The organism is uncultured Aquimarina sp., assembly GCF_947496855.1.
GTDB lineage: Bacteria > Bacteroidota > Bacteroidia > Flavobacteriales > Flavobacteriaceae > Aquimarina.
This window is the reverse complement of record NZ_CANMED010000002.1, coordinates 159,639-172,737: the sequence shown is the minus strand read 5'-3', so window position 1 is coordinate 172,737 and position 13,099 is coordinate 159,639. Positions and strand designations below refer to the sequence as shown.

15 protein-coding genes are annotated in these 13,099 nt (G+C 30.6%); 6 read left to right on the top strand and 9 right to left on the bottom strand.

Features of this window, described 5'->3' with window-relative positions; all coding sequences use genetic code 11:
• Positions 1-18: 18 nt before the first annotated feature.
• Positions 19-705 (bottom strand): autotransporter domain-containing protein, encoded by a 687-nt coding sequence (locus Q0921_RS06745; protein WP_299255233.1) that lies wholly within the window; start codon positions 703-705, stop codon positions 19-21.
• Between the two features lie 334 nt (positions 706-1,039).
• On the opposite strand from Q0921_RS06745, the gene Q0921_RS06740 reads away from it, so the two are divergent.
• From Q0921_RS06740 to Q0921_RS06725, 4 genes are read left to right on the top strand one after another with little or no spacing between them, the layout of a single operon-like run.
• Positions 1,040-1,744, top strand: a complete 705-nt coding sequence (locus tag Q0921_RS06740; RefSeq protein WP_299255230.1) for a hypothetical protein — start codon at positions 1,040-1,042, stop codon at positions 1,742-1,744.
• An 18-nt stretch (positions 1,745-1,762) separates the two neighbouring features.
• Positions 1,763-2,641, top strand: a complete 879-nt coding sequence (locus tag Q0921_RS06735) for a DUF4846 domain-containing protein (protein WP_299255227.1) — start codon at positions 1,763-1,765, stop codon at positions 2,639-2,641.
• A 9-nt stretch (positions 2,642-2,650) separates the two neighbouring features.
• Positions 2,651-3,070 (top strand): Na(+)-translocating NADH-quinone reductase subunit F, encoded by a 420-nt coding sequence (locus tag Q0921_RS06730; protein ID WP_366520038.1) that lies wholly within the window; start codon positions 2,651-2,653, stop codon positions 3,068-3,070.
• 5 nt (positions 3,071-3,075) lie between these two features.
• Positions 3,076-4,071 (top strand): FAD:protein FMN transferase, encoded by a 996-nt coding sequence (locus Q0921_RS06725; protein ID WP_299255224.1) that lies wholly within the window; start codon positions 3,076-3,078, stop codon positions 4,069-4,071.
• Positions 4,072-4,084: 13 nt separating this feature from the next.
• Here Q0921_RS06725 and Q0921_RS06720 read toward each other — a convergent pair whose 3' ends face one another.
• The 4 genes from Q0921_RS06720 to Q0921_RS06705 are packed head-to-tail and all read right to left on the bottom strand — an operon-like array spanning position 4,085 to position 7,130.
• On the bottom strand, positions 4,085-4,837 hold the full coding sequence (locus Q0921_RS06720) for a LytTR family DNA-binding domain-containing protein (protein WP_299255221.1): 753 nt from the start codon (positions 4,835-4,837) through the stop codon (positions 4,085-4,087).
• Positions 4,818-5,900 carry a sensor histidine kinase gene (locus Q0921_RS06715; protein ID WP_299255218.1) on the bottom strand — a complete coding sequence of 361 codons (1,083 nt, stop codon included), beginning with the start codon at positions 5,898-5,900 and terminating at the stop codon, positions 4,818-4,820. Before Q0921_RS06715 ends, Q0921_RS06720 begins: the two co-directional genes overlap by 20 nt.
• A 10-nt stretch (positions 5,901-5,910) precedes the next feature.
• Positions 5,911-6,711, bottom strand: a complete 801-nt coding sequence (locus Q0921_RS06710; protein WP_299255215.1) for a hypothetical protein — start codon at positions 6,709-6,711, stop codon at positions 5,911-5,913.
• Positions 6,708-7,130, bottom strand: coding sequence for an ABA4-like family protein (locus tag Q0921_RS06705; protein WP_299255212.1), 423 nt, complete (start codon positions 7,128-7,130; stop codon positions 6,708-6,710). Before Q0921_RS06705 ends, Q0921_RS06710 begins: the two co-directional genes overlap by 4 nt.
• Positions 7,131-7,547: 417 nt before the next feature.
• On the opposite strand from Q0921_RS06705, the gene Q0921_RS06700 reads away from it, so the two are divergent.
• Positions 7,548-8,150, top strand: a complete 603-nt coding sequence (locus tag Q0921_RS06700) for a sigma-70 family RNA polymerase sigma factor (protein ID WP_299255209.1) — start codon at positions 7,548-7,550, stop codon at positions 8,148-8,150.
• Positions 8,151-8,177: 27 nt separating this feature from the next.
• On the opposite strand, the gene Q0921_RS06695 is transcribed toward Q0921_RS06700, so the two are convergent.
• Together Q0921_RS06695 and map are read right to left on the bottom strand one after the other, a co-directional pair.
• Positions 8,178-8,945 (bottom strand): class I SAM-dependent methyltransferase, encoded by a 768-nt coding sequence (locus Q0921_RS06695; protein WP_299255207.1) that lies wholly within the window; start codon positions 8,943-8,945, stop codon positions 8,178-8,180.
• Positions 8,946-8,957: 12 nt separating this feature from the next.
• A complete protein-coding gene (gene map, locus Q0921_RS06690; RefSeq protein WP_299255205.1) occupies positions 8,958-9,776 on the bottom strand; it encodes a type I methionyl aminopeptidase in 819 nt (272 codons plus the stop codon).
• Positions 9,777-10,091: 315 nt separating this feature from the next.
• On the opposite strand from map, the gene Q0921_RS06685 reads away from it, so the two are divergent.
• On the top strand, positions 10,092-10,949 hold the full coding sequence (locus Q0921_RS06685; protein WP_299255203.1) for a hypothetical protein: 858 nt from the start codon (positions 10,092-10,094) through the stop codon (positions 10,947-10,949).
• A 366-nt stretch (positions 10,950-11,315) separates the two neighbouring features.
• On the opposite strand, the gene Q0921_RS06680 is transcribed toward Q0921_RS06685, so the two are convergent.
• Together Q0921_RS06680 and Q0921_RS06675 are read right to left on the bottom strand one after the other, a co-directional pair.
• On the bottom strand, positions 11,316-12,413 hold the full coding sequence (locus tag Q0921_RS06680) for a FecR family protein (RefSeq protein ID WP_299255200.1): 1,098 nt from the start codon (positions 12,411-12,413) through the stop codon (positions 11,316-11,318).
• Between the two features lie 24 nt (positions 12,414-12,437).
• Entirely contained in the window at positions 12,438-13,004 is a 567-nt protein-coding gene (locus Q0921_RS06675; RefSeq protein WP_299255196.1) for an RNA polymerase sigma factor, read from the bottom strand.
• Positions 13,005-13,099: the final 95 nt, after the last annotated feature.

Below are 13,099 nucleotides of genomic sequence, written 5' to 3'. Positions count from 1 at the left end.
ATGCGTTATTGTTTTAGTTTAGATTCGATAAAGTACTCCGAAATAGAAGTTGTTTAAAGAAATACTGGCATCAATACTGTCTCTTTTATTGGTTCCCGTATCTCTATTAGAATTGCTAAAATTATCCTTACTATTTGTATACCCGATTCGACCAATACGAGAAGTTATCGAAAGATCTTCATTAATGAATATATTGATTCCGGGAGCTGCTGTTATACTGTAATTTTGAACCTCATTGGTACTAGCTGTAAGATCATTAAGCTGAAATATTCTATCAGAATCTATTGTGTTTTTTGTGTACCCAGCTTCTAACTCAATAAATAATGAAACTCTTTTTTGCGGTGTAAAATAGTATCTTCCGAAAAGACTAGTGCTATATCCTCTTCCTTTTGATGTATAATCATAGAGATCATTGTCGAAGCTTTCCGTTTTAGAACTAATATATCCAAATTTTAAACCAGCCATAAAACTTGAAGATACGAAGTAGCCTATTTCTGGAATAATACTAAAATTATGTCCTTCCGTTTCGAATTGATACATATTACCGTTTATATCGTCTACGAAAGAATCGGAATTTTGATAAGAATAACTCATAGTTCCAGAGATTGTAAAGTCTCCTTTTTTAAATCCAAATAAAGGATCTTTTTGAGCGTAAGTTTTTGATAATGTAAGTACTGTAATTAGAAGTAAAAATGTTGCTTTCATATTGTCTTGTTTAAATTATGTTATGAATTACTTTAAAGACAATGCGAAAAAATAGATCGTTTATTAATTTTTTGTTAATTTATACTTGTATATTTAGTTAAAGAAGTTATCTGTATTCTAATTTTTTTTGGTTTTTATTTCTATTAATTTAAAGACGATGTTTTCGTTTAATATGTGGCAAATCATTATTGAGGGATTTTTAACATGGGTTATACTTATATTTAATAAGAGTATACGTCACACTAGATCAATCATAATATTTTACTGAAAACAGTTGTGATTATCTAAATAAGTGTTTTTATTTTAGAGTTTTAGAATCAATGAATTAATCCTTATGTTAAGATCTAGTAAATCAATATTTTATGTTGTGCTTTTTAGTACAATGATTTTTGAATCTTTGTTTTCCCAAAACATTAAAATATCTCAAGATTCTTTGGTTTCTATAGTAGAATTCGATGGTGCTTTTTATAATAAATACACCTTAAAACCCTTGACAATCGATAGGTGTTCAGTGTCCAGTTTTTTACAAAGTAATGCTCAGGATTATTCAGAAGGAAATCTAATGGATAATAATGATGCTACGGCTTGGGTAGAAGGTCGATCGAACTCTGGTAAAGGAGAAAAGATTAGGATTACTTTTAATGACAAAGAAGCATTGCCTTATGTAATAAGAATAGTCCCAGGATATTTGAAATCAGAAGAAATCTGGTATAAGAATAATCGAGTTGCTAAGATTAATATTAGATCTATCGGAACTGATGGCGATTCTGAATATATAATAGACGAATGGAAAAATGTAAGTTTTAGAACAGATTCTTTATCCAAAGTATCTGTTTCACCTCAATATATTGATATCAGTCAGAACTATATACAGCATATGGGATATACAGAATTTATAGCGATAGAATTTGAAATTATGGAGGTGGATACTATTGGGGCTACTTATAATGATACATGTGTTTCGGAAATAAGCTTTTTTGAAATAGATAAATTGATGAAAACATATTCTGCTAAGGAATATCAAAAAATAAAGAATTAACACCGAATCTAATTATTTATGAAAAAATATATTCTGGTTTTAATAAGCGTTATTCTTTTAGTGCTGCTTTTTAGAACAACTTCTAAAGGGAAGCACCTTACTAATCATATAAAGGGAATAGTTGAAAATACTATTTCTGTTCCAAATTATATTGATAAAAAAGGAGATTCTATTTCTACAAGAGTAAAGGTTCCAATAGGGTATAAAAGACAAGTGTATCCTAAAGGCTCTTTTCAGGAATATCTTCGTCATTATCGATTGAAAAACCATGGATCTCCGATTATTAATTACGATGCTACAAAATACTTTGCGCAACACTGGCATGATGCGATTTTAGAAGTTCCTGTTCCTGCTAATGGATTACAACAATGTGCTGATGTACTGATGAGGATGAGAGCAGAGTACTTATGGGATCAAAATAGAAAAGACGAAATAGGATTTAATTTTACTTCAGGACATTACTGTTCCTGGAAAAAGTACGCAGAAGGATTTAGACCTAAAATTAAGGGAAACAAAGTAACTTTTCATCAAACGGCAGTATCTAATTCTTCTAAAACTAATTTCTATAAGTATCTCAATCTCATTTATACTTATGCGGGAACTTTGTCCTTGTATACAGAACTTCCTAAAATAAAGGTAAAGGATTTGACTATTGGTGATATGTTGGTAAAGCCAGGATCACCTGGACATATAGAGATGATTGTGGATGAAGTAGTAAATGATCAAGGAGAGAAATTATTTTTATTGGCGCAAGGAAATACTCCAGCTCAGAATGTGTGTTTACTTAAAAATTTTGAAGATACTAGTATTTCACCTTGGTATAGATTTCCAAAAGATAAACCTGTTTATACGCCTAGTTATTATTTTGAAAAGGCATTGTTTGTTAGGTTTAAATAATTCAAAATCATGAATTCCTATTCAGAATTAAGGTGCTATCTTTGCCTTGCTATGACAAGGGAATTAACCAAACAAGAACTTCATAATCTCGCGATGAATATCGTCGGTGAGGAATTAGAGAAAAAAGGTTTCGAATTTATTGCTATTAATAGTAAGCTGGGTAAACATCCGCAGTTTGTATGTATTGATAAATCAAACCAGCGGTATTTTGTTATTGTAAAAGCTATAGCATATCCAGATAACCCGCATAACTACGATATGGTCTGGATGGAAGCTTTTAAAAAGCATGCCAGAGAACAAGAAGCAAAAGTATATTACGCCGGTGTTGGATTGCAAAATTCTGAAAACCCTAATAAACCAGTTTTTTTAAATGAAGAATATGTTTTAGAATATGCAGGATTACAAGTCATAGAAACACATCTTAATTAAAAAATATGATTCGTAATCTTCTTATGTATTGTTTGATAGTATGTCTTTTTTCATGTAAGAAAGCACCAGAACAGAGCCTTAACTATACAAGTGGGAATGCATTTGGTACTACATTTTCGGTTCAGTTCATTGATGAAAATGAAATTGATTTTTCTGTGTCTTATGATAGTATTATAGAGGTGATAAATACTTCTATGTCTACTTATCAAAAGGACTCTGATATTTCCAAAATTAATTTAGGAGATACTACTATTTTGGTTGATGACCATTTTAAAAATGTATTGAATACTTCAAAAAGAATTCACAAAGAAACAGAAGGAGTTTTTGACCCCACAATTGGTGTTTTAGTGAATGCCTGGGATTTTGGACCGGAAGGTAAAATAGTAGTATTAGATAGCCTTAAAATAGATAGCTTGTTGGTTTCTGTTGGCTTGGGTAAAGTTACATTGCAGAATAATAAGGTTATTAAACAACACCCAAATACCTTTATCGATTTTAATGCTTTAGCAAAAGGCTATGCAGTTGATGTATTTGCAGAGTTTTTGGAGTCTAAAGATTTTAAAAATTATCTGGTAGAAATAGGAGGTGAGATTAGAGGCAAAGGTAGTAATTTAATCAAAAAAAAGCCTTGGAAAATTGGTGTGGAAGATCCAAATTTTGATCAGACGCAATCGTATAGTAAAGTGCTTTCTTTACAAAACGAAGCAATGGCAACTTCGGGAAGTTATCGTAAATTTAAGTTGGATGAAAAAGGAAGTAGATATGCGCATATTATCGATACAAAAACAGGATATCCTCATAAGTCCAACCTGTTAAGTGTTTCTGTTTTAGCTAAAACTTGTATGGAGGCAGATGCATACGCCACTGCGTTGATGTCTATGGGGCTAGAAAAATCTAAACAGTTTTTAAATAATCATCCAGAATTGAAAGTATATTTTATTTATGAAGATGATTATAAAGAATTGAAAACATTTACTGTAAATGGTTTTCCTGAAAACTAATTAGAATAAAGCCTCAACTATTTAACCAGTCCTTAAAATCACTAGTTTTTTGTCTGCTTACAATAAAATCCTGATCTTTTGGATTTATAATACTTAATTTAACCCTATGATTGAAATAAGAATCTATTTTTTGAATTGAGTTTTTGGAGATAATTTGACCACGATTAATTCTATAAAATCGGTTAGTATCTAATGAGTCAAATAATTGATCCATAGTTTCGTCAATAATATATCTTTTGTTTAGAGTGACTCCAAAAGTTAAACTCTCTTGAGAATAAAAGTATAGAAGGTCCGCTATTTTAATTTGTGCGAAACCATTTCCTTCTTTCACTAATATCCCTTCTCTTTTATTAGTTATCTGTATGCTACTTAGAAGATTTTTTAGGATAGATGGATCAACTGCAGGTTGTTTCTTAGATTTTCTAAATTTATCTAATGCATGACTTAATTCTTCTTGTTGGATTGGTTTTAGTAAATAATCTATACTATTTACTTTAAAGGCTTGAATAGCATATTGATCAAAGGCTGTAGTAAATATGATAGGTGTATCAATTTCTGTTTTTTGAAAAATTTCAAAACTTAATCCATCAGCTAGTTGAATATCCATAAAAACTAAATCTGGCAGTTTATTTTTTTTAAACCATAGTACCGCATCTTCCACCGTATCGATGATATCTAATAATTGATAATCAAATTTTTCAGCTTTTAGTTTATTTTGCAGTTGATTTGCTGCTCGCGGTTCATCTTCAATAATCAGTATCTGCATAATAGTTTTTTTGATCAGATGATTTTAATAATGGAAGAGAAACGATAAAATGGTTTCCATCATTTTTTATTTCAATAGGTTTACTAGAAATTAGTCCATAACGTTTTTCAATATTTTTTAATCCAACTTTGGTAGATGGTACTTTAGTAGATTTAGGTTGAATTTTATTAAGTATTTGTAAAACATTTTCCTCCACTTTTACATATACAATTAAGGGTTTGGATTTTGAAATTACATTATGTTTTATAGCATTTTCTAATAAAAGCTGAAGACTCATAGGCACAATCATCATATCTAACGAAGCTTCTGGAACATTCCAATGTACCGTTAGATTTTCACCAAACCTTTCTGACTGGATATGAATATAAGATCGCGCGAATTTTAATTCATTTTTTAGTAGTGTCAAGTTCGCATTTCCAGATTCTAATATAAATCGGTAAACATCTGATAGTTTATCTACAAATTCCTTTGCATCTTCTTTAGAATTTTGATCGATGATGTCTCTAAGCGTATTGAGAGTGTTAAATAGAAAATGCGGTTGCGCTTGATTTCTAAGTGTATCTAATTGTGCCTGTACAATCATCTGTTTCGCTTGTTCTTCGTCTCTTATAGATTTCTTTAATCTTACATAAAAGTAAATAGCCTCATATATGGCCATGGTCATAGTGCTAATCAAAATTACCGGGACTAGTATTTTAGCTCTTGATAAAGGGTTGTAATTTAATCCCCAAATAAAAGATAATATCATATTACCAAATACATCAACTAAAAAGACTGTACTAACGATAGCAATAAAGAATAAAAAGATACGCCTTGAATTATCTTTGAAATCAGGAAGTTTTTTTCGTAAAAAAATCATGATAGCCCGAATAATAAACCAATCACAAGTAGAAAAGAATAATGATACACTCCAACTAATAATGGCTTCACCAAAAGGATGACGTACAAATGAATTACTAAAAAGGTAATCGGTAATGAAGCTAAGAATTAAAATCCCTATAATAATAAACCAAAAGTCATCAAAACCTAAGTATTTTACGCGTTTCTTTTTATTAATTAGCATATTGGTTTAGTTATAGTTTAAGTAATGGGATACCTTGTTTTGCTTGATAAAAAGTAAATCCAATCCATCCAGCGTATAACAATCCAAAGATAAGTACCGTAATGATTTGTTTTCTATTAGAAACTCCCCACTTTTTAGATACCCATAATGCGAATAACGGAATTATTTGTATACCGTGCAATCCAAAAAAATGAGCTACTCTAAGATCTCCACTTATGGTACTCCAATTAACTAATGGAAGCCCAGCACCGCCATCAGCAGCTCCTACGTTATGTGCCATCTGTGAAATCATCTGACCACCGATCCAACTTCCGAAAAATACAATTAACCACCCCATTAAAATAGCATACTGGATAGGTCTGTTAGTGTTTAATTTTAGACGTATAGTATCAATGATGAACAATATCATAAGTAATATATTGATTCCAATCAATAAACCCATTGCTAAAAACAACATTCCATCAAATAGTGTTTCTTCATTATAATGCGATCGTACTCCTCTTGAACCTTGATATACAATGATCGCTAATTCAATTAATAATGTCCAGACAACTAAGTTGTTTATAATATTTTTTTTCCTTTTGGAATATGGATAAAAAGTGATTAAATATCCTATAGTTAAGGTGTAAATACCAATAGAGATTGCGAATTTCAATGGTTTAACCCAAACATTCACGTCCATAAGGGTTCTGTCATCAATTAAAAGACCTGACAGGCAGAATATTGTAGTTATAAAATATATGATAACAGCCCAATACAGTATTTTGTTTTCTTTTTTTACTACGTTGAATATTTGATTTAGATATTTCATGATTTTTTTTGTTTGATTGATTTGATGATTATGAATAGTAGAAATCCTATAGGACCTAACATGAATGTCCCAAAAAGACAAGGGACTATTAGTAATTGATGTATTCCTAATTTTTTATTTTGATCGAGTATCCACATACCTACCATGAGATCAAAAGCTAGATAATGTACCCAACCCGCGAGTACTGCGTTTTCTTCTGTAAATAGCTCCATAACAGAAGCTAAGCTTCCGAAATCCATTATTCCTCCAATTTGTATAGCTTGAAAAATATAAAAGGCATACAATAGAGATAGTACTATGGGAATTATTTTAAAATCAATTAGAAATCTAGTTACTTTCCATTTTGGTAATAATACCATAAGGATCCACATTGGCATAGCAGTCATATTGGCTATAGAAAAAATATCAGTGGGAGTCATATCTGTTTCGTTTTTAGTTAATAAATTGATTAAATGATGACTCGAATATCTAGTAATTAGAAGGAAAACGAAAGGATTTAATATTCAATCGTCGTGATTTTATGTTGAATTGTTATATAGACAGTTAATCAATAGAGGAGAGGCAAAAAGTGATAAGAAATTTAATTGCAAATTATAGTTATAAAAATGCTAAAACAGAAGAAGCTATGAAGGACTTTTACTCATTGAGACCAACTGTTACCTCATTTTGATTTTTACCTTTTTTAGATTCTAATTAATTTCAATTAACAACACTTAGTATCATTATTTTTTTATTCCATTGTTTCAAAAAAAAGTATACGTTTTTCTGAAACAATGGAATAAAAATTGATAAAGATCTTATGTGGGAAATTAACTAACTAAAACTAATTCATCAATATGGGCTACAATGATGAGATCAAAATTTTTAATGGCATATTAAAGGGGAACGAAAAGGTATTAAAAGACTTTTATAAAAGAAATTTCACTGTAATCAATAACTTTATTCTTAAAAATTCTGGTACAGAAAGGGATTCGGAAGATATATTTCAGGATGGGCTTATTGTATTATACCAAAAACTAAAATCTGAGACATTAGATATTAGTTGTTCAATTCATACTTATTTTTATGGGATTTGTAAAAATATATGGAGAACTAGGCTTAGAAAAAGTGGTAAGATATCTTGTTGTGGTGCAATAGATGATTTAAATCTGAGATATACAATGGATAGTACTGAGGATATAGTCCAAAGTGAAAGAGAGGAATTGTTTAGAAAGCATTTTTTAAATCTTAATTGTAAATGTAAACAAATTCTAATCTTATTTTTAGAAGGGAAAAGTATGCGAGAAACGGGTTTAATAACTGGTCACTCTGAAGGTTACACTAGAAAAAAGAAGTTTGAATGCAAAAAGAAATTACTAGAAATGATAGAAAAAGATTCTTTGTATTCTGAATTAATGTTTAGATTAAAAACCGATACAATAAATAAAGAGGTTTCTTAAGAATTAAAGATGTTCTAAAAACTTAGTTTACGGTTTATAGCAAACTGGTAGTATTTCTCCTGGAGCTAGACAGTATTTAATAACTTCTTCTTTAGACAGTTCGTTTGTGTAATCAACTTCTTGAACTTTAAAACCAATAGACCGTAGTTTTTCGAAGTAATCCCTACCATAAACTCTTACATGATCATATTGACCAAAAATTTCGGCACGTTCTTTTGGATCTGTAATGCTATTATCTTCAAAAGTAGTTGCTCTGCTAAGATCTTGTGGGATTTGTAAAACAGCCATTCCGCCAGGTTTTAGTACTCTTAATAGCTCTTGCATAGCTTTGGTGTCATCAGGAATATGCTCTAGTACATGATTACAGAATATAATATCATATTCATTGGTAGTAAATGGTAGATCACATATATCTGCTTTCACATCTGCCAAAGGAGAATTTAGGTCTGTAGTTGTGTATTCTAAGTTTTTTAAATTTCTGAACTTTTTATAGAAAGCCTGTTCTGGAGCAAAATGTAATACTTTGGCTTTTGCTGTAAAAAAATCAGTTTCGTTTTTTAGATATAGCCACAGTAATCGATGACGTTCCAAAGAAAGAGTAGAAGGAGCAAGCACATTGTCTCTTTGATTACCATAACCATAGGGGAGAAACTTAGAGAAGCTTTTTCCATCAATTGGATCTGTAAAAGTTTTTCCTTTGAGAAAAAAAGAAATAATTGGTCTTGCTACATAACTCAAACGAATTAAAAGCGGTCTTGGAATCGTGTTTAATATAAACTTGAAGATTTTTTTCATACTTGAAAAAAACTAAACTGCTAATAATTCTTGTCTAAAAGCATCTTCCTCATTAGATTCTATACCTAATGCTTGATATATATATTTAAACGTAGAAAGAATTTCAGGCTTACCATCTACAATTGCTACATCGTGTTCAAAATGTGCACTCGGTTTACCATCTGCAGTAAGTATTGTCCAACCATCTCTTAATTGTTTTATACGATGTGTACCCATATTAGTCATAGGTTCTATTGCTACAACCATTCCTTCCACAAGTTTTTTACCTCTACCGCGTCGACCATAATTAGGCATTTCTGGATCTTCATGCATTTTACGCCCTAATCCGTGCCCTACCAACTCTCTAACGACTCCGTACCCAGCTTCTTCAGTAAATTTCTGGATGGCATATCCTACATCCCCAACACGTTTTCCAACTCTTAATTCTGCAATGCCTTTATATAATGACTCTTTGGTTATCTTTAGTAAGTTCTCAACTTCTGGAGTTATATTCCCTACAGGAAAAGTATATGCGTGGTCACCGTAAAAATCATTTTTAATCGCTCCACAATCTATAGAGATGATATCTCCTTCTTCTAGTGGTGTATTATTGGGAATACCATGCACTACTTGAGCATTTGGGCTCATACATAAGGTGTTAGGGAAATCATATAACCCTAAAAAACCAGGAATAGCCCCATGATCTCTTATGAACTCCTCGGCTAATTTATCTAATTGCAAAGTAGTCACTCCTGGTTTCACCTCTATTGCAAGCATACCTAGCGTTTTAGAGACAATTAGTGCACTCTCGCGCATTAATTCTATTTCTTCACGTGTTTTAACGATAATCATAGTATTCCAAATTATGGGAAGGCAAATTTACAAAGAATATTAGGATTCGATCAATCGATCAAGTTTTAATCTCCAATAAGAACTCTCTTTTTAGTGCTATTTGGACTATGATTTTACGGAGTTTTTCGTGAATTTGATGTGTAATATACTTTTTAATGAAAAAAACATAACAGCCTGAATCTCTATTTTACTTGGGGTTTTTAGTGAAAATTGTAAGTAAACTTTTAAAAAAAATAAAAAATCACGCAGCGTTTTTACTTTTTCAGGTTTAATAGATAGAAAACGCATTATAATATTCATTTAAAAAAGTAAACCATGAAAAAATTATTGATTTGTACAGTAGGCTTAGGATTAATGGTAAGTTGTGCCGTAGAGGATATGAACGACAATGTATCTATTCAGAATAGTGATAAAGAAAATTTTAAAATATACAATAGCTTAGATGGAGCGATGGACAGTTTTGATTTAATTTCTGAAGCAGCTTTTGATGATGTTCAAAGTTCATCTAAAAGTTTTCAGGAAAGTTGCGTTTCTGTCGAGTTGTTAGTTTCTAATCAGGAAAATCCTTTATTAGGTTTTGAGGGATACGATTATTATAGTAAGATGATCTTGAATTATACAGAAGAACAATGTCAGTTTAATGACTGGACTGGTAAACTGGAGTATTATGTTGCTGGAGTATTTAATCAGAAGTGGAAAGATTCTACGATATTCAAAAATGTTAGAGGTAATGATGATTATATGTTTGATGGTTATAGAGTAGCTGAGCAAAATGAAGCTTTAAGTACGGAAACAACAAAGGTGTTTGATGTAATAATAGATGGAGTTATTACAGAGCCTAATGGAGATTCTTATCGATACACAACCAATAGAAATTTTGAGTTTGAGAACCGATTCACTGCAGAAGAAGTTATTATACTTAAGGAATCATCTTCAGTAGAAGGAATTACCGAGACATTCTTTATGAGATCAGAATCTGTCGATGGCTCGCCATTGGTTTATAAAGTAGCTTGTTTTAATAGATTTAATTTTTTAAAATACCCTGTTCAAGGATCGTTAGATTTTTCTAGCAGTTTTGGTATCAACTTCAATATTGATTTTGGAGATGGAGCTTGTGATAAAGAAGTTATATTAACAGGAGATAGCGGAGAATCTATTGTCTTTGATTTATAATAGATAATTTAGTTAAATGTAAAAACCGTCTGTAAACCTACATACAGACGGTTTTTTTATACATTTTTTTGAAATGGCTATTGTTAGATTTTAAAATACTACATGCATTTAAATCATTATTGTTTTATATTAACGTTGTGTGTAATTCTTTATATAAAAAAATCTATCAACCTGATTTCTATGTAAGAAGATAATGTCAATTCGAGTGATCCGACCCAAGGAGGATTGTATCGAGAATAGTTGTTTTCGACTTAAAAAGCCTAATTCCGATAAAATTTTTCTTCGCTTCACTTTGAAAAACCACTCCTTTAGACTTGTATAAACTCAGGTTTAGACTAAAAAGTAAAAGAATTAAAGTTTATAATATTATTTACTACAACCCTTTCCAGTAATAACATATATATCATCCTTTTTTGATAGCTGCAATTTTAATGATTTAATTAAGCTGGTTAAAACCGATAGGGTAGTAGCTTTTTCAAAAGATCCTGAGTATTTGCAATTAAGGATGTCGGCATTTTTCAGTATGATTTTAGCATCATAATTTTCTCCAAGATCGTTAATAATTTGATCAACACTTGTATTTTGATAATTCAAGACGCCGGTTTTCCAAGCGAATCGATTTGAAGGTTTTTTTAATGAATAAATACCATTTTGATCGATACTAAGATTTTCTCCTGGAACTAAATCTCTAATTTCTTTAGTACTATTGTGAACCACTTTAGCAGTTCCATCAATAAGAGTCAGGAGATCTCCTCTAGTATCAGAATGGATAGCAAAAGAATTACCTGTAATTTGTATTTTGGAATATTTTCCAAATAAGATAAATGGTTTTGATATATTATTTTTAATATTTAAAAATACTGTTCCGGTTATATCTGCTCTTCGATACCCTTGTTTTGTAGCAGTAAAGTTTACTTTACTATTCTTTCTAACTACTATAGTACTGGAGTCAGGAAGCTTATTGTATTTTGTGTATTCGGTAGAAACGTATTTGTCTGAGGCGTTATAAGTTACAGTAATGACGCCTTTTTCAATAATTTCATCTGCTGGTTCTAAGTTAGTTACATCTATTGGTTTAGCAATTACATCTTTTTTGGATTCATTAATATGTTCTTTTGTAGTGTTTTTAGTTATAAGGGTATTAGTACCTTCTTTTTCGCGGGATATTGTATCTCTTGTATTCGTAACAGGGTTTGTATTTTCCTTTTGAATAAGAATTTCTTTGTTCGTTTCTTGTGTGGTTATTTTTAATATTTTAGTGTTCTTGATATAATACAAAGTAAAGACACTAATAAGTATTAAGAGAATTAACCCAATTGTATACCATAAAAAAGGACGTTTATGATCTGATTTTTCTTGTACAACATCAAAAATATTGTCAAAGCTATGCCTTGACGATTCCACGACATCATCTTTAAATTTTGTATTCAAAAGCTCTTTTAAAAGGTCTTTATCCTCTTTCATTTGGTTCTCGTTTAGAGATAGCAATTAGTATTTTTCAATTCCGATAGCTCTCATGTTTTCTAAAAGTTTTTTCTTTGCTCTTGTATAATTTGATCTAGAAGTACTTTCTTTAATCTTTAATATTTTTCCTATTTCTTTATGCGAATAGCCTTCAATAGCGTATAAGTTTAATACGTATTTATATTGCTCAGGCAAATCACTTATTAATGTTCTTAATTTTTCTACCGAAAGTTGCTTTGAAAATTGATCTTTTTCAATTTCGTCTAATTCTTGGGCTTCATTCTCTTCAATTAATTCTGAATTATCTATTAAAATAGTCTTTTTCATTTTATGCCAGTGATCAATTGCACTATTCACAACAATTCGTTCTATCCAACTTCCTAAGGTTCCGTTATGTTTATATTTTTTAATATTTTTAAAAACTTTGATAAAAGCATCCTGCACTATATCCTCTGCATCAGATTGATTTTTGCAATAGCGAAAACTTACCGCAAGCATCCTGGGCATAAAGGCATTGTATATTTTTTCCATGGCATCCCGGTTATTCTTCTTACAAGCTTTAACCAGTTTGTCTTGCTCTTCTTTATTCATGAATAAGGGTTAGTGCTTACTCTCATAAATTATAACTGAGAATGTAGGATTTCGCTGCGTCTGCTATTTATAAATTATTGTAATAAAATGTTAAA

What these genes read in the sequence shown, in the direction of transcription:
- Q0921_RS06735 (WP_299255227.1), top strand. Translation starts at nt 1,763, where the DNA reads ATGAAAAAATATATTCTGGTTTTAATAAGCGTTATTCTTTTAGTGCTG.
- Q0921_RS06710 (WP_299255215.1), bottom strand. Translation starts at nt 6,711, where the DNA reads ATGAAATATCTAAATCAAATATTCAACGTAGTAAAAAAAGAAAACAAA.
- Q0921_RS06680 (WP_299255200.1), bottom strand. Translation starts at nt 12,413, where the DNA reads ATGAAAGAGGATAAAGACCTTTTAAAAGAGCTTTTGAATACAAAATTT.
- Q0921_RS06685 (WP_299255203.1), top strand. Translation starts at nt 10,092, where the DNA reads ATGAAAAAATTATTGATTTGTACAGTAGGCTTAGGATTAATGGTAAGT.
- Q0921_RS06725 (WP_299255224.1), top strand. Translation starts at nt 3,076, where the DNA reads ATGATTCGTAATCTTCTTATGTATTGTTTGATAGTATGTCTTTTTTCA.
- Q0921_RS06675 (WP_299255196.1), bottom strand. Translation starts at nt 13,004, where the DNA reads ATGAATAAAGAAGAGCAAGACAAACTGGTTAAAGCTTGTAAGAAGAAT.
- Q0921_RS06730 (WP_366520038.1), top strand. Translation starts at nt 2,651, where the DNA reads ATGAATTCCTATTCAGAATTAAGGTGCTATCTTTGCCTTGCTATGACA.
- map (WP_299255205.1), bottom strand. Translation starts at nt 9,776, where the DNA reads ATGATTATCGTTAAAACACGTGAAGAAATAGAATTAATGCGCGAGAGT.
- Q0921_RS06715 (WP_299255218.1), bottom strand. Translation starts at nt 5,900, where the DNA reads ATGCTAATTAATAAAAAGAAACGCGTAAAATACTTAGGTTTTGATGAC.
- Q0921_RS06720 (WP_299255221.1), bottom strand. Translation starts at nt 4,837, where the DNA reads ATGCAGATACTGATTATTGAAGATGAACCGCGAGCAGCAAATCAACTG.
- Q0921_RS06745 (WP_299255233.1), bottom strand. Translation starts at nt 705, where the DNA reads ATGAAAGCAACATTTTTACTTCTAATTACAGTACTTACATTATCAAAA.
- Q0921_RS06695 (WP_299255207.1), bottom strand. Translation starts at nt 8,945, where the DNA reads ATGAAAAAAATCTTCAAGTTTATATTAAACACGATTCCAAGACCGCTT.
- Q0921_RS06740 (WP_299255230.1), top strand. Translation starts at nt 1,040, where the DNA reads ATGTTAAGATCTAGTAAATCAATATTTTATGTTGTGCTTTTTAGTACA.
- Q0921_RS06705 (WP_299255212.1), bottom strand. Translation starts at nt 7,130, where the DNA reads ATGACTCCCACTGATATTTTTTCTATAGCCAATATGACTGCTATGCCA.
- Q0921_RS06700 (WP_299255209.1), top strand. Translation starts at nt 7,548, where the DNA reads ATGGGCTACAATGATGAGATCAAAATTTTTAATGGCATATTAAAGGGG.